Below are 20,397 nucleotides of genomic sequence, written 5' to 3'. Positions count from 1 at the left end.
TCTTGATAGTTCGTTGGATGTATGAAACATTTTTATGCAGTTGTCAGGATACGATAAGCAGAGAACCAGTTTTGAAGGAGTCAGAGACGACACGCAAAACTGTGTGAATCGCTTACGTCGGACTTGTCCGACGCCTGAATAACATAATTCAGTGGCGATAGCTGCGGGGATCCACCTGTTCCCATGCCGAACACAGCAGTTAAGCCCGCAAACGCCGAAAGTACTTGGGGGGAGGCCCCCTGGGAGGATAGGAAGCCGCTGATTAAGAAAAAAAGCACTAGCTTAGGCTAGTGCTTTTTTTGTTGTTAGCCGTCAGCAGTTAGCAGCTAGCAAGGGCGCCCACGTGGGGCGCCCGTTCGGAATAATGGCATATCCATCATACATGACAGGTGATGCATGAAAACACGCACATATATTAGTATACGTTATGCTCACATAGTCACAGCGGGCTTGCCACGTGCAGGCCCCTACGAAAGCGGTCCGGTGGACCGACCGCTAACGGCTAATCCATCACTCTTCCTGCGTGCGTTGGAAGATGGCGGTGACTGTCGTTCCTTTATGGAGGGTGCTGTCTAATTCCAGTTCAGCATTATTGGCCTTGGTGATGTATTTGGCGATGGATAGGCCCAGGCCGGATCCGCCTGTGTCTTTGGTGCGGGACGAATCGACGCGGTAGAAGCGTTCAAAAACGCGTTCCAGGTCTTCTTTGGGGATGCCGATGCCTGTATCGCTGATGACATAGCGGACGGTCTTTTCGTCGGCCTGGCAGGTCAGGGTGACCTGTCCGCCGGCAGGCGTATATTTCAGGGCATTGTCGACGAAGATGCGCAGCATCTGTTTGACGCTGCCCGGTTCGGCCGTAATCAGGGCTTCGTCGTTTTGACGCAGGATGATCTGGTGTTCTTTGTCGATGAGGCTGACTTCGCTGTATACTTCCTGCAGGAGGTCGGCCGTATTGATTTTCATAAAGTGTTTCAACAGCGTTCCATTATTGGAACGGGCAAAGAAGAGCAGGCGTTCGATGAGCTGCTTCATATAGTCCGTTTCTGATTTGATGGCCGTCAGGCTTTCGTTGAGGACGGCTGGGTCGTCTTTGCCCCAGCGGCATAAGAGGTCGGCGTAGCCGGCAATGACGGTAATCGGCGTTCGCAATTCGTGGGACGCGTCGCTGATGAACTGCTGCTGTTGTTTATAACCGTATTCGATGCGGTCCAGAGCCTGGTTGATGCTGACGGCCAGGTCGTGGAGTTCGTTCTTGTTGTCAGACAGGGCGATACGGTTGTCCAGGCGGTTGACTTCAATGGTCTTGACCGTGTCATTGATGACCTGCAAGGGGGCCAGGGAGCGCTTCATGAGGTACATACCCGTGAAGATGGTCAAGATCAGGCTGATGAGGACCGAAGCCAGGAGCTGTTTCGATAAGAGCGACACGAAGCCCGTTTCTTTATCGGGGCGCTGAGAAAAGCGCAGGTAGTAGTTCTTTCCCTGTTTGTCCGTCCAGAGCTGATAATAGGAGAATTCAGACGATTCGTTGCCTTGGACGCTGGTGGGCAGCGGCTTTTTCTGCGGATTGCTTATGGCGTCGTCGATGTAGCGGTCGCTCAGTTTGCGGACGGCATGAGTCGGGCCGTTGTCGACGATGAGATGGCCTGCGCCGTCATAAATTTGTAAGTTCATCGACGGTGGTACGTTGGCCCGGACAAATATCGTCGTATCGACCTTTCCGTAGTCGTCCAGGTATTGGATGGCCGCCGCAGCGCGGGACTTCAATTCATCGCGCAGGGAGTCGTTCATGATGTAGTGGACGCTGGTAATGGTTACGACCGATACGGTCAGGAGGATGAAAAAGACGATAGACGAATAGAGCAGGACCATTTTAGCGAAAATGGGCAGGGGAGCGATGAGCAGGTGCTGTGTCAGCCAATGATTAATCTTCTGCCACATAACCGACTCCACGGACTGTACGGATGTAGTTGCGCCCGTTCGGGCCCAGTTTGCTGCGCAGGTAACGGATATAGACGTCGACGATATTCGTGTCGCCGATGTAATCGTAGCCCCATACCTCTTCGACGATGCGCGACCGCGAGAGGACGATGTTCTTGTTCCGGACTAAATAGGCGAGGAGCTCGAATTCTTTCTTCGTCAATTTTAATTTTTTCGTTCCCTTCATGACTTCGTGACGGTCGAGGAATAAAGTGATGTCATTCAGCTGGAGAAAATTTCCCCGGTCGGCCAGCTGATGGCGTTCTCGCAGGAGGACACGGATGCGGGCAAAGAGTTCTTTGCTGTTGAAGGGTTTGGTCAGATAGTCGTTGGCGCCGATGTCCAGGCTGACGACTTTCGTTTCGATATCGTCTTTGGCTGAGAGCATCATGATCGGGACGTTCGATAGCTCCCGCGTCCGCTTACAGATGGTCAGGCCGTCGACGTCAGGCAGCATGATGTCCAGCAGGATGAGGTCGAAGTGTTCCTGGCCGATGCGGTCCAGGGCAGCGGCGCCGTTGTATTCGATGCCACATTCATAGCCTTCATGTTCCAACTCCATTTGCAGGAAGCGGGCGATTTGTTTTTCGTCTTCGACGATTAAGATATGTGTCTTTTCGGTCATATAACAACCTCCCCAAAAAAGAATTTGCACACTCTAAGCCATATACATACTATTATAACGTATAAATTCCCTTTTTTGTACTACTCATTCGGACATTGTTACAAAAATATCACGAAAATTTAATCTATTTTTAATCTTTAGGGATTTACTTTTCGCCAGAACCTGTTATTATAATATATGTAGAACAGATCATCTACGAGACGTTGGAGAAGTAAGTTGTTCATATACCCCTCGAACACCCCTATCTTATTTTCTTCAACTGCTGAGATATTGTCTTCCCCCGATGATATCTTGCAAAAAGAGAAAGCCGGCTCCCCTCGCCGGCTTTTTTCTATTTCTACGGAAAATGATTTTGGCGAAATTTTGAGAAAATTTTTTTGGACAATCGCAAAAACCTAGGAAATACCTATATCTTTACCCATTCGGTATTCATTGACAAGTCTGTCTATTCGTGTAATAATGAGGAAGACGAAGGGGAGATTCCCCCGAAGGCTTGATGTTTGGAGGTGAAAACCATGCATGTTATTTCCGACGAATGCGTAAAATGCGGCGCTTGCGCTAGCACTTGCCCGACCGGTGCCATCGAAGAAGGCGAAACGAAATACGTTGTAACTGATTCCTGCATCGACTGCGGTGCTTGCGAATCCGCTTGTCCTACAGGCGCTATTGCAGCTGAATAATTGCTTCGGCAAAAGGCTGTCGCAGAAGGCTTTGGCCATCATGCGGCGGCCTTTTTTTATTGAATTTTCCCTGTTTCTGTGATAGGATAAAAGCACTGTAAGATGCATAATAGGAGGAGTTTGCTTTGTATGTATTAGGCATTGCCCTGGCCGTGACCGTTGTCGATCAGCTTACGAAATACGCTATCCATCAGGCCATGGTCCTTCATGAATCCATTCCGGTCATTCCGGGATTTTTTCATATTACTTATATTTTGAATCGCGGTGCTGCTTTTGGGATTTTAGAAAATCAGCAGTGGCTCTTTTTAGTCATGGCCTTGGCCTTATTCCTGCTGTATGGTCTATTCCGCAAGAAATTGCCGGCGACGCCCTGGGTCTATGGCGGGGCGGGGCTGCTTTTGGGCGGTGCCTTGGGCAATGCCCTGGATCGGACGCTCCGCGGGGCAGTAACAGATTTCTTCGATTTTCGCATCTGGCCCGTATTCAACGTTGCCGATATCGGTATCGTCGTCGGCGTCGCACTTTTGTTATGGTATAGTTGGACCCATATTTCGGATAAATGAGGATGAAGACATGGAAGAAAAGAAATTAATAGTCACAGAACAGGAACAGGGAAAGCGGCTGGACGTCTATTTGACGACGGCCCTGGATATTTCGCGCAGTTATGCCCAGCAGCTCATTCAGCGCAAGGAAGTCACTGTCAACGGTAAGGAAGCCAAGGCTAACCGCCGCCTCAACGAAGGCGATCAGGTACAGGCTGTCATCGAACTCCAGGAAGAATATAAGGTGGTCCCGCAGGACATCCCCTTGGATATCGTCTATGAAGATAAGGACATCATCGTCGTCAATAAGGCCCGCGGCATGGTCGTCCACCCGGCTGCAGGCAATCCCGACGGGACCCTGGTCAATGCTCTGCTCTATCACTGCCAGGGCGAGTTGTCGGGCATCAACGGCGTCATCCGCCCGGGTATCGTCCATCGCCTGGACAAGGATACGTCAGGCGTCATGGTTGCCGCCAAGACCGATGAAGCTCATAAGGGGCTGGCCGAACAGATTAAAGAACATTCGGCGCACCGGACGTACTGGGCCCTGGTCCACGGCAATATTTCGGAAGAACGGGGCGTCGTCGATGCCCCTATCGGCCGCCATCCCAAAGACCGGGTCAAGATGGCCGTCACCTTTAAGGGTGGCCGCGAAGCTGTGACCCATTTCAAAGTATTGAAGCGCTATGGCGATTACACCTGGGTCGAATGTAAGCTGGAAACGGGCCGGACTCATCAGATCCGCGTCCACATGGCTTATATCCACCACCCGGTCGTCAACGACCCTTTATATGGGTATAAGAAGGACGATTTCCCTATCGACGGTCAGGCCCTTCACTCGCATAGTCTCGATCTGGTCCATCCGATTACGGGGAAGGCCATGCATTTTGAAGCGCCAGCGCCGGCTGATTTCCTGGCCTGCCTGGAACGGGCGGAAAAGAAAGACTGACAGGTGGTGAGTCACATGTGGAAAGAAAAGACACTGCTCATGGACGAAAAAGCAATCGGCCGGGCTATCCGCCGCATTGCCCATGAAATCATTGAACGCAATAAAGGCCTGGACAAGACGGTACTCGTCGGTATCCATACGCGCGGCGTCCCCCTGGCTCAGCGCCTGGGCTGGGAACTGGCAGCTATCGAAGGCCGGGATGTGCCCGTGTATGATCTCGATATTTCGGCTTATCGCGACGACGACCGCAAGAGCCCCATCGCCGTCAGCGATGCCGGCAAATTCGATGCCGACGGCCAGACGGTCATCTTAGTCGACGACGTCCTGTTCACGGGACGGACGGTCCGGTCGGCCCTCAATGCCATCATGGAACTGGGGCGGCCTCAGTTCATCGAACTGGCTGTCCTCGTCGACCGGGGTCACCGGGAACTGCCGATCCGTGCCGATTATGTCGGCAAAAATGTGCCGACGTCGCGGAAGGAAGACGTGTCGGTTCAATTAAAGGAAACCGATTCGTGCGACCGCGTCGTCTTGCGGGAACAGAATTGATTTTCCCCTTATTTCTTGCTATACTTAAGTGAACATCGCACGAAGTTTTCGACCATCTTATCTGGTTATCCTGGCGTTAATGTTTGAAGATTGATGTAAATTTTTAACCATCCGCTAACAACTGACTGCTAGCCACTAACCACTTAAAAGAGCTTGTCGTACGTGCGACAAGCTCTTTTAACTATATCCTAGAAAGAAGGGGTTATCATGAAAAAAATTGTCAATGATGTCAACAACGTTGAAGAGGAAATGATTCAGGGCCTGGTCAAATCGGCACCGAAGAAGCTGCGCAAACTCGATTATGGGACCATCGTCGTCCGGGCCGACAAAAAAGAAGACAAAGTCGCCCTGGTCAGCGGCGGCGGCAGCGGCCATGAACCGGCTCATGCCGGCTACGTCGGCACGGGCATGCTCGACTGCGCCGTGGCCGGGACGGTCTTCACGTCGCCGACACCGGACCAGGTCCTGGAAGGCATCAAAGCCGTAGCGACGGATAAAGGCGTCCTCTGCGTCGTCAAGAACTATACAGGTGATGTCATGAACTTTGAAATGGCCATCGAAATGGCAGCCGATGAAGATATCAAGGCCGACTATGTCGTCGTCAATGATGACGTCGCCGTCCGGGACAGCCTGTATACGACGGGCCGCCGCGGCGTAGCCGGTACGATTTTCGTCCATAAGATCGCCGGTGCCAAAGCTAAACAGGGCGCTGAACTGCCGGAAGTCAAGGCCGTCGCCGAAAAGGTCATCGCCAACGTCCGCTCCATGGGCATGGCCATCGAACCGTGCACTGTTCCGGCTGCGGGAAAACCGGGCTTTGAACTGGCCGATGATGAAATGGAAATCGGTATCGGCATCCATGGCGAACCGGGGACGCATCGGGAAAAAATGCGTCCGGCCAATGAAATCGCCAAGATGCTCGTCGACCAGATTCTGGCGGATCTCGATTATAAAGGTCATGAAGTCGTCGTCCTCATCAACGGTATGGGCGGGACGCCGCTCATGGAACTGTACATCGTCAACAACTTCGTACAGGATTATCTCAAGGAACAGGGCATCAGCGTCTACGACACGATGGTCGGCAATTATATGACATCCATCGAAATGGCTGGTTTCTCCATCACTCTCCTGCGCCTGGATGACGAAATGAAGGCTCTCTACGATGCACCGGCCGATACGCTGGCCTGGAAAAAATAAGAGAGGATGAGTTCATTGGATACGAAACAGATGGCAGCCATCGTCGAAGGGATGGCTAAGAAAATCGAAGCAGAAAAAGAATATTTGACCGAGCTCGACAACGAAATCGGTGACGGCGACCACGGCATCAACCTGGCCCGCGGCTTTGAAGCCGTCGAAAAGAAGCTGCCTTCCCTGGCAGGCGGTGACATCGGTGCCCTGCTCAAAGGCGTCGGCATGCAGCTCGTGTCGACAGTTGGCGGCGCATCGGGCCCGCTCTACGGGACGGCCTTTATGAAAGCCGGCATGGCCTGCAAGGGCCTGACGGAAATCGACGGACCTGCTTTCGTCAAAGCCATGGAAGCCGCTGTCGACGGCATCAAGATGCGCGGCAAGGCGACAGAAGGCGAAAAGACCATGCTCGATGCCTTGTGCCCGGCACTGAAAGTCCTGCAGGATGACGTAACGGCCGGCAAATCATTGAAAGAAGCCTTGCAGGATGCAGCTCAAGCTGCGGAAAAAGGCGTAGAATACACGAAGACCATTATCGCTACCAAAGGGCGTGCCAGCTATTTAGGCGAACGCAGCCTGGGCCATCAGGATCCGGGCGCTACGTCGTCGCTCTATTTGCTGCAGGTCCTGGCTGAAATGGCCTGATCTTTAGGAGTGAAGGAAAAGATGGTAGGAATCGTATTGATTTCCCACAGCCAGAAGGCCGCTGAAGGGGCCGTTGAACTGGCCCGCATGATGGCGCCTGATGCGCCTATTGCCGCTGCCGGCGGACTCGAAGACGGCAGCCTGGGAACGAGTTTCGAGAAAATCACGGCGGCTGTCGAAGCCGTAGATCAAGGCGATGGCGTCGCCTGCATCATGGATATGGGCAGTGCCGTCATGACGGCAGAAATGGTCGCTGAAAGCCTGGACGACCGGCAGATACAGCTCCTGGACTGCCCCTTCGTCGAAGGGGCAGTCATCGCCGCCATTGAAGCAGTTGGCGGTACGCCTCTGGCTGCCATGCAGGATAAAGTAGAAGCCAGCCGGGACAGGAAGCTGTAAGGTATCATGATGAAGCGCTTCTTGAAACGCCTGCTCCTGTTCCTGGTCTGCCTGGCCGTCATCTTGGGCGGTATCGGGGCTTATATCGGAAACATGGCTTATGAAGAATTTTATGATGCTCCCTGGGACCAGCTCCTGGGCATCGAGAACCACAGCCGAGACGTGTCCACCGTCCGCCAGTGGGAAAAGGAACGGGGCTGGGAACCGGTCCGGGTCAATGGTCAGGACGGGACGATCCTGCGCGGGACGTATATCGAGAACCGTCATGATTCCCATAAGACGGTCATCCTCATCCACGGCCTCTACCAGAATCGGTCCATGTGCCTGCCTTATATGGAAGTCTATCGCCGCCTGGGCTATAATATCCTGCTCATCGACCTGCGGGGCCACGGCGAAAGCGAAGGGGCCCATACGGAATGGGGCATCCGGGAAATTGATGACCTGGCCATGTGGTGCCAGTGGCTGCGCAACCGCGATGAACAGATGAGCATCGGCCTGCACGGCGTCTCCCTCGGAGCGGCCATGGCCCTGCTGTATGCAGGCAGTGAATACGGCAAGGACCTGTCCTTTGTCGTCGCCGATAGCTCTTATGGCAATATCATCTCCCTGGGACGGGAGAAATTGTGGCAGGCTTCAGGAGATAAGCGGGCTATCTGGAGTTATGACCTCCTGGACCCCTTCTTCCAGGCTGCCATGTTCTACCATACCCACAAGACCGTGTCTTCCCTGGAACCGGCGCAGGCTGTGAAGCGGATGAAGATGCCTGTCCTCTTCCTTCACGGCAGCGACGATGCCCTGGTGCCGGTCAAGACGGCAAAGAGCCTCTATGATAATTGTACGAGCCCGAAAAAAGAACTCTATATTTTTGCTGACTCTCCTCATGCTGTCGGCATTGAAACAGACCGCAGCGATTACCTGCGCGTCGTCAGCCGTTTCATAGAAAAGGATGTCCTCAATGACTAGGAAGGCGTCGGACTATGCATTTCCGATACTTGACTATTTCCCGCCATCCTGCTATTATTAGTATAGTAAATGACCGCCGTCTACTACATGTAGTAGACGGCGGTCATGCGTTTGCTATGCGCAGTGGAGGAGGAAGATTATGAACGAACAAGAATGGCTCGGTGCAGAGAATCAGCTCGGCCTGGATATTTGGAAGAATAAATATTGCGATAACGGCGAAACCTTTGACCATTGGGTCGGCCGCATCAGTGGCGGCGATGAAGAAGTCGCCGATTTGATCAAAACCAAGAAATTTCTCTTTGGCGGCCGCATCCTGGCCAACCGGGGACTGGAATATGAAGGCAAGAAGATTACCTTGTCCAACTGTTACGTCATGACGCCGCCGGAAGACAGCATCGAAAGCATCTTCGACCGGGCCGGGAAATTGGCCCGGACCTACAGCTACGGCGGTGGCTGCGGCATCGATATTTCCCGCTTGAGTCCGAAAGGGGCGCGCATCAACAACGCGGCCAAAGAAACGAGCGGTTCTATTTCCTTTATGACCCTCTATTCCCTGGTCACGGAACTGATCGGCCAGAACGGCCGCCGCGGGGCCTTGATGATTTCCATCGACTGTGCCCATCCTGATGTCCTGGATTTCATCAAGCTCAAGACGGACCTCAATAAGGTGACTAAGGCCAATATTTCCATCCGCCTGAGCAATCAATTCATGGAAGCCGTCAAGGAACACAAACAGTTCCGCCTCCATTTCAAGCGACAGGAAACGGGGCAGGTCATTGAAAGCCTGGTCAATGCAGCCGACGTCTTCCGCCTGGTCGCAGAAACGAACTGGGACTATGCCGAACCGGGCGCCCTGTTCTGGGACCGCATCAAATCGTGGAACCTCCTGGCCCACACGCCGGAATTTTCCTTTGCCGGCGTCAATCCCTGCGCCGAAGAACCGTTGCCGGCCGGTGGCTCCTGTCTCTTGGGCAGCATGAACCTGTCCAACTTCGTCAACGATCCCTTTACGCCGAACGCTACCTTTGATTTCGATGAATTCAAGCGCTGCGTCCGCATTGCCGTCCGGGCCCTGAACGATGTCCTCGAAGAAGGCCTGCCCCTGCATCCCTTGGAAGAACAGCGGGAAAGCGTCAAAGCCTGGCGCCAGATCGGCCTGGGCATCATGGGCCTCGGCGACATGCTCATCCAGATGGGCCTGACTTATGGCAGCACAGACGCCGTCGCCTTCTGTCATGATATCGGCTTTGCCATGGCCGATACGGCTATCGCTGCGTCGGCAGAACTGGCTCATCAGCGCGGTGCCTTCGAAAAATGCCATATCGATGAAATCATGAGTACGCCTTATTTCAAAGCCAACACGACGGAAGCGACGGCCAAACTGGTCAAGGAATACGGCCTGCGCAATTCCCAGCTCCTGACCATCGCCCCGACGGGGACTTTGTCGACGATGCTCGGCATTTCCGGCGGCATCGAACCGATTTATGCGAACTTCTATGAACGCAAGACGGAATCCCTCCACGGGACGGACGTCTATTATAAGGTCTATACGCCTATTGTCGAACGCTATATGAAGAAGTACCACATCAAAGACGACGGCCAGCTTCCGGAATACTTCGTCACGGCCCTGACCCTGGATTATCATGAACGCGTCGAAATGCAGGCAGCCTGGCAGCAGCACATCGATGCGTCCATCAGTTCGACAGTCAACGTGCCCAACAGCTTTACCGTCGAAGATACGGAAGACCTCTACCTCTTGGCCTATGAAAAGGGCTGTAAGGGCCTGACCCTGTTCCGCGACGGCTGCAAGCGGGCCGGTATCCTGACGACCCATGAAGAAGAAAAACGTGTACCTACGGCTGGTGAAGGCCTGGAACGCGGTGAAATCGTCAGCATCGACGACAACGTCATCGGCAAGAAACGTAAACTCATCACGGGTTGCGGCAGCCTGCACTGCATGGCTTTCTTCGATCCCCAGACAGGGGCTCTCCTGGAAACATACCTCAGCAAGGGCTCGACAGGCGGCTGCAACAACTTTATGATCGGCTTGTCGCGCATGATTTCCATCAGTGCCCGCGCCGGCATCGATATCTATACCATCGTCGACCAGCTCAATTCGACAGGCAACTGCCCGTCCTATTCGGTGCGCCGGGCGACGCGCGGCGATACCAGCCGCGGTTCGTGCTGCCCCATGACGGTCGGCAACGCCCTGCTGGAAATGTTCGATGAAGTCCAGGAAGAACTGCATCAGACGGCATCCGTCGCCAGCGGCCATACGCCAGTCAAAAAGACGCCGGTCCGGCCGAAAGCTGAAAAGAAGGTCACAGCCGAAAGCATGCTCTGCCCCCAGTGCGGCGAACCCTTAGTCTTTGAAGGCGGCTGCAACACCTGCAAAAACTGCGGCTGGAGTAAATGTAATTAGCGTCTGATTTCGCCTCTGGTGACAGCCGTCTTGCATCATCTTGCCCCGTTTCTCTTCGTCAGCCGCTCCTCGACGTAGCTCTGCTACGCCTTGCGGGCGTCTTCCTTGAGAAACGGGGCAATCTGACGCAATCCAACTGCCCCCAGAGACGGCATCAGACTCTGGGCTGTGGGAGATTTGGAAAAGCCAATGAGTCGTGCCACTGGCTGACGCTGGCCTGGCAATCCAACTGCCCCCCAGAGACGGCATCAGACTCTGGGCTGTCTCGTGGAAAATTGGGAAAAGCCAATGAGTCGTGCCACTGGCTGACGCTGGCTTTTAGGAAATGGGCAATCCGGACTGTAGGGGTCGCCACGTGGGCGACCCGCTGGAGACTGATAGTGATAGCCCATGGCAGGATGATGGGCTGATTTATCGGCTACGAGCACGCACCTACGGCTGTTGGGGGATGATCCTGTTAAAATTTGTCTTGACAGGCAGGGCGTTTGTGTTTATAATAAACGTAATTTTACAGAAGGCGATGAAGGAGAAGCAAATTATGGGTCCTTTCAGAGAACTGCCGGGTGGTGCGAGGCAGCAGGGCTGTAAGGCGTTCCGCTCTGGAGCTGCAAATGATGAATTTGACGGGTACGCCCGATATAGCGGTACAAGTTGGCCGAAAGGCAAGTTGGGTGGCAACGCGGGAATATCGACTCTCGTCCCTTTGATGGGACGGGAGTTTTTTTATTGGTATGGCAGAAGACTTTCCCTGCGGTCTTCGCGCAGTAAGAGGTGGAAATATGAAGAGAGTGTACAATTTCAATGCAGGTCCATCGGCAATGCCTTTGGAAGTCCTCAAGGAAGTTCAGGATGAATTCCTCGATTTCAATCACACGGGGATGAGCATCGTCGAAATCAGTCATCGCAGTGCTGCCTATCAGGAAATGCAGGATGACACGGTAGCGACGCTGAAGAAGCTCCTGGCTGTTCCAGATGATTATCATATCGTCTTCATCCAGGGCGGCGGCAGTATGCAGTTCGTCATGCATGCAGCAAATTTCCTCAAGAAGCGCGGCGGTTATCTGAATACTGGGGTATGGTCCAATAAGGCCATGGAAGCCGCTTCCTTCTACGGGGAAACGTATGAAGTCGCTTCGAGCAAAGCTGATGGCTTTACGTACATCCCCAAGGCAGACCGTTTCGTCGTCAAGCCCGACACGGACTATATTTACATGACATCGAACAATACCATCCATGGGACGGAATGGCATGATTTCCCGTCTTTCGACGTTCCCTTGTTCTGTGATATGTCCAGCGATTTCCTCAGCCGTCCGGTCGATGTGAAGAATTTCGATTTCATCTATGCCGGTGTCCAGAAGAATGTCGGCCCGGCCGGCGTCGTCGTGGCCATCATCAAGGACGACTTGCTGAAGAAGGTCTGCCGTGATTTGCCGCTCATGCTGCAGTACAAGACCTATGTCGACCGCGATTCGACGTACAATACGCCGCCGGTCTTCAACATTTATTTCGTCAATAAAGTGGCCCACTGGCTCGACGATAACGGCGGACTGGCTGCCATGCATGAACGAAATAAGAAGAAAGCGGCTATCGTCTACGGTGTCATCGACGACAGCAACGGCTTCTACCGCGGCCATGCCCGCGTAGATTCGCGCAGCCTCATGAATGTCACCTTCAACCTGCCGACGAAGGAACTGGAAGCCCAGTTCGTCGCTGAAGCGGCTGATCACGACCTCATCGGTGTCAAGGGGCACCGTTCCATCGGCGGCTGCCGGGCATCGATTTACAATGCCGTTACCGAAGAAGGCTGCCAGGCTCTGGCCGATTTCATGAAAGCGTTCCAGAAAAAACATTAATGTATTACATAGGGGGAGAAGAAAATGAAGATTTTAGTCAGCGATGACGTATCGATGAAAGGCGTAGATCTCTTACGCGAAAATGGATATGAAGTAGATGTGAAGAAGAACCTCGATGAACAGGGCCTCATCGACTGCATCGGCGAATACGACGGCCTCATTACCCGTTCCATGACCCACGTCACGGAAAAGGTCATCGAAGCGGCTACGAAATTGAAGGTCATCGGCCGTGCCGGTGTCGGCGTCGACAGCATCGACTTGAAGAGTGCGACGGTACGGGGCATCGTCGTCGTCAATACGCCGACGTCCAACACCCTGGCCGCTACGGAACATACCTGCGCCATGATCATGGCCATTACCCGCCACATCCCGCAGGCCCACAATTCGCTCATGGCCGGCAACTGGGACCGCAAGACCTTTACGGGTATCCAGCTCCAGAACAAGACCATCGGCATCATCGGCGTCGGCCGCATCGGTTCGCGCATTGCCAAACGCATGCAGGCTATGGAAATGAAGACCATCGGCTATGACCCGTACATCCCGGAAGAACGGTTCAAACAGCTCGGCGTCGAACAAGTCGACTTGGATACGCTCTTCAAGCGGTCGGACTACATCACCATGCATACGCCGCTGACCAAAGAAACGCGGGGCCTCATCGGCAAGGAAGAAATCGCCAAGATGAAAGACGGCGTCCGGGTCATCAACGTATCCCGCGGGGCGGTCCTCGATATCTATGCACTGGCTGAAGCCCTCAAGAGCGGCCACGTCGCCGGCGCCGCTATCGACGTCTTCCCGACGGAACCGCTGACCAAGGACATCAACCCCTTCCTGGGCATGGATAACGTCGTCATTACGCCGCACCTCGGCGCTTCGACTGTCGAAGCTCAGATCGGCGTTTCCGTCGACGTCGCCGAAGGCGTCATGGAAGCCCTGAAAGGCGAACCCGTCGCTACAGCCGTCAACATGGCTCCTGTACCGCCCAATGTCTACAATGTCATCCATCCTTATTTCGACCTCATGGAACGCATGGGCAACCTGGCCGTTTACCTGGCCGATGCGCCGATGAAGGAAATCGAAGTCGAATACACGGGCGAACTGGCCGATACGGAAACGCGCCTGCTGACGACGGCCGTCCTCAAAGGAGCCCTCAATCCGATCCTCCAGGAATCGGTCAACTACGTCAATGCCGCCGAAGTCGCCAAGACGCGCCACATTGCCATCAAAGAAATAAACAGCCAGTCTAATGGCTATTTCGTCAACTCCGTCACTGTCCGGGTCCGCACCAATAAGGGCGAACACGCCATCGTCGGTGTCTTGTTCAACGGGACGGAAGCCAAAATCGTCCAGATCGATGAATACCGCGTCGACTTCACGCCCAAAGGCTACCTGCTCCTGGTACCGCACGTCGACCAGCCGAACATGATCGGTCAGATTTCGACTATCCTCGGCCAGGCTCATATCAACATCATGGGCATGCAGGTCGGCCGCATGACCAAATCGGGCAACAACATCATGGCCATTGCCGTCCAGGATGACATCCCCAACGACATCATGGTCAAGCTCCGCTCGATCAACGGCATCCTCGATATGAAGCTCATTCACTGCGATATTCACTAACAGGGGGAAACTATGGTACGCATCATACTCATTCGCCACGGCGAAACACAATGGAATATTGAAGGCCGTTACCAGGGCCAGGAAGACACGCACCTGAGTGAACGGGGCCTCCGCCAGGGCCATATGGTCGCCGAAGGCCTGAAGGATACGCCCATCGACGTAGCCATTTCCAGCCCCCTCGAACGGTCGTACATGACCTGCTCTTTCTGTGCGGACCTCCACGACCTGCCGGTCCTCAAGGACGACAGGCTCCTGGAAATCAACCACGGCGATTGGGAAGGGAAGCTGGCCGATGAAATCGAAGCCAAGTATCCTGAAGAATTCCACCGCTGGCATACACAGCCTCATACGGTGACCATGCCCGGCCAGGGCGGCGAATCCCTGGAAGATGTCCGCGTCCGCGCCCGCGCTGCCTTTGATGATTACGTCCGGAAGTACGACGGCAAGACGGTCCTCGTCGCCGCTCATGACGCCGTCAACAAGGCCATCATCTGCGATGTCCTGGGCCTGGATATGAGCCATTTCTGGCAGATTAAACAGGATAATACGTGTATCAACGTCTTGGAATGTCAGGACGGCGTATGGCGCCTGGTCCTGCTCAATTCTACGAATCATATGGGGTATTTGTTCAGCGGTATTGAACAGAAAGGCTTATAAGGCTATAATACGAGGGGTATAAAAGCATATTTACTGAGGAAGGAAGAAACTATCATGTTAGATACGAAATTCATCCGCGAACACGTGGAAGAAGTCAAAGAAAATATTAAGAACCGCCATGCCAAAGCCGATGTCGACGCTTTCGTCGCCTTGGACAACCAGCGCCGCGACATTCTTCAGAAAGTCGAAGCCATGAAGAACGAACGCAATACGGTCACCAAGGAAATCAGCCAGCTCAAACGCAACAAAGAAAATGCGGACGCCCAGATCGCAGCCATGAAGAAGCTCGGCGACGACATCGACGTCCTCGACAAAGAAGTCAAGAAAGTTGAAGCTGACATGCGCGCTATCCAGCTCATGATCCCCAATATGTGCCACCCCTCGGTCCCCGTTGGCAACGACGACAGCGACAACCCGGAAGTCCGCAAATGGGGCGAACCGACGAAATTCGATTTCCAGCCCCTCAATCATTGGGATGTCGGTGAAAAACTGGGTATCCTCGATTCCGAACGGGCTGCTAAAGTCACGGGTGCCCGCTTCTATTATTACATCGGCGCCGGCGCCCGCCTGGAACGCGCTGTCTACAACTTCATGCTCGACCAGCATACAGAAAAGGACGGCTACACCGAAGTCATCCCGCCGTACATCGTCAACCGCGATTCCATGACCGGTACAGGCCAGCTGCCGAAGTTCTACGAAGATATGTACAAGCTCAACGTCGAAGGCGAAGAAATGTACATGATCCCGACGGCAGAAGTACCGCTGACCAACTACTACCGCGGTGAAATCATCGACGGTGCCAAGCTGCCGGTCTACTTCACGGCCATGACGCCGTGCTTCCGTGCCGAAGCCGGTTCGGCTGGCCGCGATACGCGGGGCCTCATCCGTCAGCACCAGTTCCACAAAGTTGAAATGGTCAAATACGTTGCTCCGGAAATGAGCTATGATGAACTCGATAAACTGACCAACAACGCCGAAGATATCCTCAAGGCCCTGGGCCTGCCGTACCACGTCGTCTGCCTCTGCACGGGCGATATCGGCTTCTCCGCTGCCAAGACCTTCGACGTCGAAGTCTGGTTCCCGGCACAGGGGAAATACCGTGAAATCTCGTCGTGCTCCAATACGGAAGATTTCCAGGCACGCCGGGCCAATATCCGCTTCCGCCGCACGCCGAAATCGAAACCGGAATTCGTCCATACCCTGAATGGCTCCGGCCTGGCTGTCGGCCGTACCGTCGCCGCTATCCTGGAAAACTACCAGCAGGCTGACGGTTCCGTCATCGTACCGGAAGTCCTCCGCCCGTACATGCATTGCGACGTGATCACGAAACAGTAGTAGGGGACGCCCAAAGGGCGTCCCGCAGTTCGCATTCGCAGGCCGCCGGTCGCGTTCGTAGGGGGCTGTCGCACGAAAAATTTTGCCATCATACACGGTCCCTTTTACTTTATAGTTTGTAGTACAGAGTTTGTAGAGCTGGCTTTAAATTTTTTACCATTTGCTGCAAACTAAAAACTGCAAACTTCAAACTCGAAAAAGGCGTTCGCCTGCGATAAACGATGAACGAAAAAACTCCTGCCCCGAGGCAGGAGTTTTTTTACTCTGTCTAGAAGTAATACTATATATGTATTTCAATTATTTTTAGATAGGAGGTTCACTATGGATCGCGTATTGACCTTGGAATTTGTCCGCGTTACCGAAACGGCTGCCGTCAAGGCTGGCCGCCTCATGGGGAAGGGCGACAAGATGGGCGCTGACCAGTTGGCTGTCGATGGGATGCATTCGATTTTATCGACGGTTCCTATTGATGGGACTGTCGTCATCGGCGAAGGCGAAATGGACGAAGCGCCGATGCTCTATATCGGTGAAAAAGTCGGCGCCGGCGGCACGGAAGTCGATATCGCCGTCGACCCGCTGGAAGGGACGAACCTGACGGCGAAAGGCCAGGATGGGTCCATTGCCGTCATGGCCATCGCCCGCAAGGGGAACTTGCTCCACGCTCCGGACATGTACATGGAAAAGCTCTGTGTCGGACCGCGGGCCAAAGGCCGCATCGACCTGACCCAGCCCGTTCAGGAAAACCTGCGCCGCATCGCCGAAGGCCTGGAACGAGGCATCGACGATCTGACCGTCGTCATCCTCGACCGGCCGCGCCATCAGGAAATCATCGACGAATGCCGCAGTGCCGGCGCCCGCATCAAGCTCATCACGGACGGTGACGTCTCGCCGGCTGTCGACGCCGGTATCGAAGGGTCCGGCGTCCACGTCCTCATGGGCATCGGCGGCGCTCCGGAAGGCGTCCTGGCTGCAGCGGCCCTGAAATGCCTGGGCGGCGATATGCAGGCCCGCCTCATTCCCTATACCGACGAAGAACGGAAGCGCTGCTGGGAAATGGGCATTGATGACATCAACCGCGTCATGACCCTCGACGACCTGGTCAAAGGCGACGACTGCATCTTCTCGGCGACGGCCATTACCGATACGCCCATGATGCGAGGCGTCCAGTACTTTGGCGGCGGCGCCCGCACCATGTCCGTCGTCATGCGCTACAAGAGCGGCACGATCCGCTTCATCGACACGTTCCACCGCTTCGACAAGAAGGCCAAATGGAGTATTCATTTGTAAAAGCCGTAGTTCGCAGGCCGCAGGTTGCTGTCAGCCGTCAGCAGCTAGCGGTCAGCAGCTAGCGGTCAGCAGTTAGCGTCCCGCTTGTAGGTTGAAGAAAAATTTCCGAGTGATTTCGTCTGTAGGGGCTTGCACGTGGCAAGCCCGCTCCGGAATATGAGTGATTTTCCGGATTGGGAGAACGTAAAAAGGGCTTATCGCACGGCGACAAGCCCTTTTTTTTTTCTTCCCTTTTATGGTACAATGACTTGATAGTAATTATATGCTCATAATGGCACCTTAGGCGCCATTGCCTTTTGGCCATTTAGAATAAACTACTCGAATAGTATTAGGAGGCACCAGAATTGGAGAAACTTGTTATTCATGGTGGAAAGCCCTTACAGGGTACGGTTCGCGTCAGCGGGGCTAAAAATGCCGTGCTGCCTATCATTGTCGCATCTATGCTGGGAACGACGCAGAGTACTTTGACAGAAATCCCGAAATTAGCCGACGTACATACCGTCTGTGACGTCATCGCGTCCCTCGGCGTTCATATAGAACATCCTGAAAGAGATACACTGGTCATCGATGCCCATGAGCTGACATCGACAACGGCTCCGTATGATTTAGTGCGCCGTATGCGTGCATCTTTTTTGGTTATGGGACCTTTACTGGCCCGCAAGGGGAGGGCCCAGATTTCCCTGCCCGGCGGCTGCTCCATCGGTGCCCGTCCTATCGACCTGCACCTCAAGGCTTTTGAAGCCATGGGAGCCGTCATCAACCTGGAAAACGGAGACATCGAAGCGACGGCACCGAATGGCCTCAAAGGGGCTCAGATCTATCTCGATTTCCCCAGCGTCGGCGCTACGGAAAATATCCTCATGGCTGCATCCATGGCCGACGGTAAGACGGTCCTGGAAAATGCCGCAGAAGAACCGGAAATCGTCGATTTGGCAACGTACCTCAACAGTATGGGCGCCAACATCCGCGGTGCCGGCACCAACGTCATCCGCATCGAAGGCGTCAAGGAACTGCATGGCGCCAATCACGCCGTCATCCCCGACCGCATCGAAGCGGGTACTTTCATGGTCGGCGCGGCCATGACCCAGGGCAATGTCTTCGTAGAGAATGCCATTTCGGAACACTTGAAGCCCCTCATTTCCAAATTGAAAGAAGTCGGCGCCGAAGTCCAGGAAGAAATCGACGGCATCCGCGTCATCGGCCATGAACCGCTTCGCCCGGCCGATATCAAGACCCTGCCTTATCCCGGTTTCCCGACAGACATGCAGGCCCAGTTCATGGCCCTGACGACTATCTGCCAGGGGACGAGTGTCGTCACCGAAACGGTCTTTGAAAACCGCTTCATGCACGTCGACGAATTCAAGCGCATGGGTGCCAAGATCCGCATCGAAGGCCGCAGCGCCATCGTCGAAGGCGTCCCCAAGCTCAAAGGGGCCTCTGTCAATGCGACGGACCTGCGGGCCGGTGCTGCCTTAGTCCTGGCTGGCCTCGTCGCCGAAGGGGAAACGGAAGTCGGCTATTTATACCACATCGACCGCGGTTATGATAATCTCGTATTAAAATTACAAAGGCTAGGTGCAGACATTGTTCGCGTCAATATTGAGGAAGAAGAAAACTAAGAAAAGAGTACAGCCGAAACAGTCTCATTCGTTCTTTCTGGCCAACTGGTTCGGCAGCGATATCGCTATCGACCTGGGAACGGCCAATATCATCGTGTTCGTCAAGAACCGGGGCATTGTCGTCAATGAACCGGCCGTCATCGCCGTCGATACGATGGAAAATAAAGTCGTCGCCATCGGCCGCGAAGCCCAGGCCATGCTGGGGCGGACGCCGCGTAACATCCACGCCTACCATCCGCTGCGCAACGGCGTCATCGCCGACTACGACGCGACGGAATACATGCTGCGCTACTTCATCCGCAAGGCCATCGGCAAGGCCCTGATCTTTAAACCCCGCGTCGTCATCTGCGTCCCGTCGAGCGTCACCAACGTCGAACGGCGGGCCGTCATCGAAGCGGCCATGCAGGCCGGTGCCCGCAAGACGACGGTCATGGAAGAACCGCTGGCTGCCGCTATCGGCGCCGGTCTGGACATTGCCACGTCTAATGGTTCCATGGTCGTCGACATGGGTGGCGGGACGACGGACGTCGCCGTCCTCAGCCTGAGCGGCGTCGTCATCAGCGAATCCCTGCGCATTGGCAGCAACACTTTTGACGAAGCGATTATCCGCTATTTGGAAAAGATCAAGCACGTCGCCATCGGTCAGCACACAGCAGAAGAGCTGAAGATACTCATCGGCACGGCCATGGGCGACGGCCGGCGCATGACAGCCGATGTCCGCGGCCGCAGCACGGAAACGGGCCTGCCGACGTCGGTCGATATCGACTCGCAGGAAATCCGCCAGGCCCTGGACGAACCGATTCAGACCGTCCTCAAGACGATCGTTTCCATCCTGGAAAAGACACCGCCCGAACTGGCTGCGGACATTGCCGACCATGGCATTGTCCTTACCGGCGGCGGCCTGCTCCTGGATAGTTTCGACCGCCTCATTTCCCAGACGACAGGCATGGCCGCCTATCTCTGCGATGAACCTTTGTTGTGCGTCGCCAACGGAGCCGGTAAGGCTTTGCGGGAAATGGACCGCTTAAAAGATAGTTTTGATGATTTATAGAGTGCTCCGCAGCAGGCGGAGCTGAGAAGGAGG

Annotated in this window: 18 protein-coding genes and 1 rRNA gene; 17 read left to right on the top strand and 2 right to left on the bottom strand. The window is 54.5% G+C overall.

The features are described from left to right. Window positions 1–147 precede the first annotated feature (147 nt). Window positions 148–264: ribosomal RNA gene (gene rrf, locus NM10_RS00560) — 5S ribosomal RNA — on the top strand. Between the two features lie 246 nt (window positions 265–510). Here the strand turns inward: rrf and NM10_RS00555 are convergent. Further along, complete coding sequence (locus NM10_RS00555; protein WP_020309682.1) at window positions 511–1,944, bottom strand: sensor histidine kinase; 1,434 nt, start codon at window positions 1,942–1,944, stop codon at window positions 511–513. Next, window positions 1,928–2,608, bottom strand: coding sequence for a response regulator transcription factor (locus tag NM10_RS00550; RefSeq protein ID WP_020309681.1), 681 nt, complete (start codon window positions 2,606–2,608; stop codon window positions 1,928–1,930). Before NM10_RS00550 ends, NM10_RS00555 begins: the two co-directional genes overlap by 17 nt. Window positions 2,609–3,123: 515 nt before the next feature. Between NM10_RS00550 and NM10_RS13145 the strand changes: the two genes are divergently transcribed. The 16 genes from NM10_RS13145 (at window position 3,124) to NM10_RS00465 (ending at window position 20,364) form a co-directional block, all read left to right on the top strand. Then, window positions 3,124–3,288 (top strand): DUF362 domain-containing protein, encoded by a 165-nt coding sequence (locus NM10_RS13145; RefSeq protein WP_020309680.1) that lies wholly within the window; start codon window positions 3,124–3,126, stop codon window positions 3,286–3,288. A 125-nt stretch (window positions 3,289–3,413) separates the two neighbouring features. Further along, window positions 3,414–3,851: a signal peptidase II gene (gene lspA / locus NM10_RS00540; protein ID WP_020309679.1), complete on the top strand. Its 438-nt coding sequence runs from the start codon at window positions 3,414–3,416 to the stop codon at window positions 3,849–3,851. A 10-nt stretch (window positions 3,852–3,861) separates the two neighbouring features. Further along, entirely contained in the window at window positions 3,862–4,779 is a 918-nt protein-coding gene (locus NM10_RS00535) for an RluA family pseudouridine synthase (RefSeq protein ID WP_020309678.1), read from the top strand. Between the two features lie 15 nt (window positions 4,780–4,794). Beyond that, the gene (pyrR, locus tag NM10_RS00530; RefSeq protein WP_020309677.1) at window positions 4,795–5,328 is read left to right on the top strand and encodes a bifunctional pyr operon transcriptional regulator/uracil phosphoribosyltransferase PyrR; all 534 of its coding nucleotides are present in this window, start codon (window positions 4,795–4,797) and stop codon (window positions 5,326–5,328) included. Window positions 5,329–5,535: 207 nt separating this feature from the next. Continuing rightward, window positions 5,536–6,525 carry a dihydroxyacetone kinase subunit DhaK gene (gene dhaK / locus NM10_RS00525; RefSeq protein ID WP_020309676.1) on the top strand — a complete coding sequence of 330 codons (990 nt, stop codon included), beginning with the start codon at window positions 5,536–5,538 and terminating at the stop codon, window positions 6,523–6,525. A gap of 15 nt (window positions 6,526–6,540) precedes the next feature. Then, window positions 6,541–7,161, top strand: coding sequence for a dihydroxyacetone kinase subunit DhaL (gene dhaL, locus NM10_RS00520; RefSeq protein WP_020309675.1), 621 nt, complete (start codon window positions 6,541–6,543; stop codon window positions 7,159–7,161). A gap of 21 nt (window positions 7,162–7,182) precedes the next feature. Beyond that, entirely contained in the window at window positions 7,183–7,560 is a 378-nt protein-coding gene (gene dhaM / locus NM10_RS00515; protein WP_020309674.1) for a dihydroxyacetone kinase phosphoryl donor subunit DhaM, read from the top strand. A gap of 6 nt (window positions 7,561–7,566) precedes the next feature. Further along, the gene (locus NM10_RS00510; RefSeq protein WP_020309673.1) at window positions 7,567–8,523 is read left to right on the top strand and encodes an alpha/beta hydrolase; all 957 of its coding nucleotides are present in this window, start codon (window positions 7,567–7,569) and stop codon (window positions 8,521–8,523) included. A gap of 139 nt (window positions 8,524–8,662) precedes the next feature. After that, window positions 8,663–10,945 carry an adenosylcobalamin-dependent ribonucleoside-diphosphate reductase gene (locus NM10_RS00505; protein WP_020309672.1) on the top strand — a complete coding sequence of 761 codons (2,283 nt, stop codon included), beginning with the start codon at window positions 8,663–8,665 and terminating at the stop codon, window positions 10,943–10,945. 779 nt (window positions 10,946–11,724) lie between these two features. Further along, window positions 11,725–12,798, top strand: coding sequence for a 3-phosphoserine/phosphohydroxythreonine transaminase (gene serC / locus NM10_RS00495; RefSeq protein ID WP_071601812.1), 1,074 nt, complete (start codon window positions 11,725–11,727; stop codon window positions 12,796–12,798). Window positions 12,799–12,822: 24 nt separating this feature from the next. Then, entirely contained in the window at window positions 12,823–14,415 is a 1,593-nt protein-coding gene (serA, locus tag NM10_RS00490) for a phosphoglycerate dehydrogenase (protein ID WP_020309669.1), read from the top strand. A gap of 12 nt (window positions 14,416–14,427) precedes the next feature. Beyond that, window positions 14,428–15,072 (top strand): histidine phosphatase family protein, encoded by a 645-nt coding sequence (locus NM10_RS00485; protein WP_020309668.1) that lies wholly within the window; start codon window positions 14,428–14,430, stop codon window positions 15,070–15,072. 54 nt (window positions 15,073–15,126) lie between these two features. After that, the gene (gene serS, locus NM10_RS00480; protein ID WP_020309667.1) at window positions 15,127–16,407 is read left to right on the top strand and encodes a serine--tRNA ligase; all 1,281 of its coding nucleotides are present in this window, start codon (window positions 15,127–15,129) and stop codon (window positions 16,405–16,407) included. Between the two features lie 321 nt (window positions 16,408–16,728). Then, a complete protein-coding gene (gene glpX, locus NM10_RS00475) occupies window positions 16,729–17,694 on the top strand; it encodes a class II fructose-bisphosphatase (protein ID WP_020309666.1) in 966 nt (321 codons plus the stop codon). Window positions 17,695–18,038: 344 nt separating this feature from the next. Further along, window positions 18,039–19,313 (top strand): UDP-N-acetylglucosamine 1-carboxyvinyltransferase, encoded by a 1,275-nt coding sequence (gene murA / locus NM10_RS00470; protein WP_020309665.1) that lies wholly within the window; start codon window positions 18,039–18,041, stop codon window positions 19,311–19,313. After that, window positions 19,294–20,364, top strand: coding sequence for a rod shape-determining protein (locus NM10_RS00465; protein WP_020309664.1), 1,071 nt, complete (start codon window positions 19,294–19,296; stop codon window positions 20,362–20,364). The genes murA and NM10_RS00465 overlap by 20 nt, the downstream gene beginning before the upstream one ends. Window positions 20,365–20,397 lie beyond the last annotated feature (33 nt).

The organism is Megasphaera sp. NM10 (assembly GCF_000417505.1).
In the GTDB taxonomy this organism is placed as follows: Bacteria; Bacillota; Negativicutes; order Veillonellales; family Megasphaeraceae; genus Megasphaera; species Megasphaera intestinihominis.
This window is presented reverse-complemented; position numbering and strand designations above follow the sequence as displayed.

What these genes read in the sequence shown, in the direction of transcription:
- NM10_RS00555 (WP_020309682.1), bottom strand. Translation starts at nt 1,944, where the DNA reads ATGTGGCAGAAGATTAATCATTGGCTGACACAGCACCTGCTCATCGCT.
- NM10_RS00550 (WP_020309681.1), bottom strand. Translation starts at nt 2,608, where the DNA reads ATGACCGAAAAGACACATATCTTAATCGTCGAAGACGAAAAACAAATC.
- NM10_RS13145 (WP_020309680.1), top strand. Translation starts at nt 3,124, where the DNA reads ATGCATGTTATTTCCGACGAATGCGTAAAATGCGGCGCTTGCGCTAGC.
- NM10_RS00535 (WP_020309678.1), top strand. Translation starts at nt 3,862, where the DNA reads ATGGAAGAAAAGAAATTAATAGTCACAGAACAGGAACAGGGAAAGCGG.
- pyrR (WP_020309677.1), top strand. Translation starts at nt 4,795, where the DNA reads ATGTGGAAAGAAAAGACACTGCTCATGGACGAAAAAGCAATCGGCCGG.
- dhaK (WP_020309676.1), top strand. Translation starts at nt 5,536, where the DNA reads ATGAAAAAAATTGTCAATGATGTCAACAACGTTGAAGAGGAAATGATT.
- dhaM (WP_020309674.1), top strand. Translation starts at nt 7,183, where the DNA reads ATGGTAGGAATCGTATTGATTTCCCACAGCCAGAAGGCCGCTGAAGGG.
- NM10_RS00510 (WP_020309673.1), top strand. Translation starts at nt 7,567, where the DNA reads ATGATGAAGCGCTTCTTGAAACGCCTGCTCCTGTTCCTGGTCTGCCTG.
- NM10_RS00505 (WP_020309672.1), top strand. Translation starts at nt 8,663, where the DNA reads ATGAACGAACAAGAATGGCTCGGTGCAGAGAATCAGCTCGGCCTGGAT.
- serC (WP_071601812.1), top strand. Translation starts at nt 11,725, where the DNA reads ATGAAGAGAGTGTACAATTTCAATGCAGGTCCATCGGCAATGCCTTTG.
- serA (WP_020309669.1), top strand. Translation starts at nt 12,823, where the DNA reads ATGAAGATTTTAGTCAGCGATGACGTATCGATGAAAGGCGTAGATCTC.
- NM10_RS00485 (WP_020309668.1), top strand. Translation starts at nt 14,428, where the DNA reads ATGGTACGCATCATACTCATTCGCCACGGCGAAACACAATGGAATATT.
- serS (WP_020309667.1), top strand. Translation starts at nt 15,127, where the DNA reads ATGTTAGATACGAAATTCATCCGCGAACACGTGGAAGAAGTCAAAGAA.
- glpX (WP_020309666.1), top strand. Translation starts at nt 16,729, where the DNA reads ATGGATCGCGTATTGACCTTGGAATTTGTCCGCGTTACCGAAACGGCT.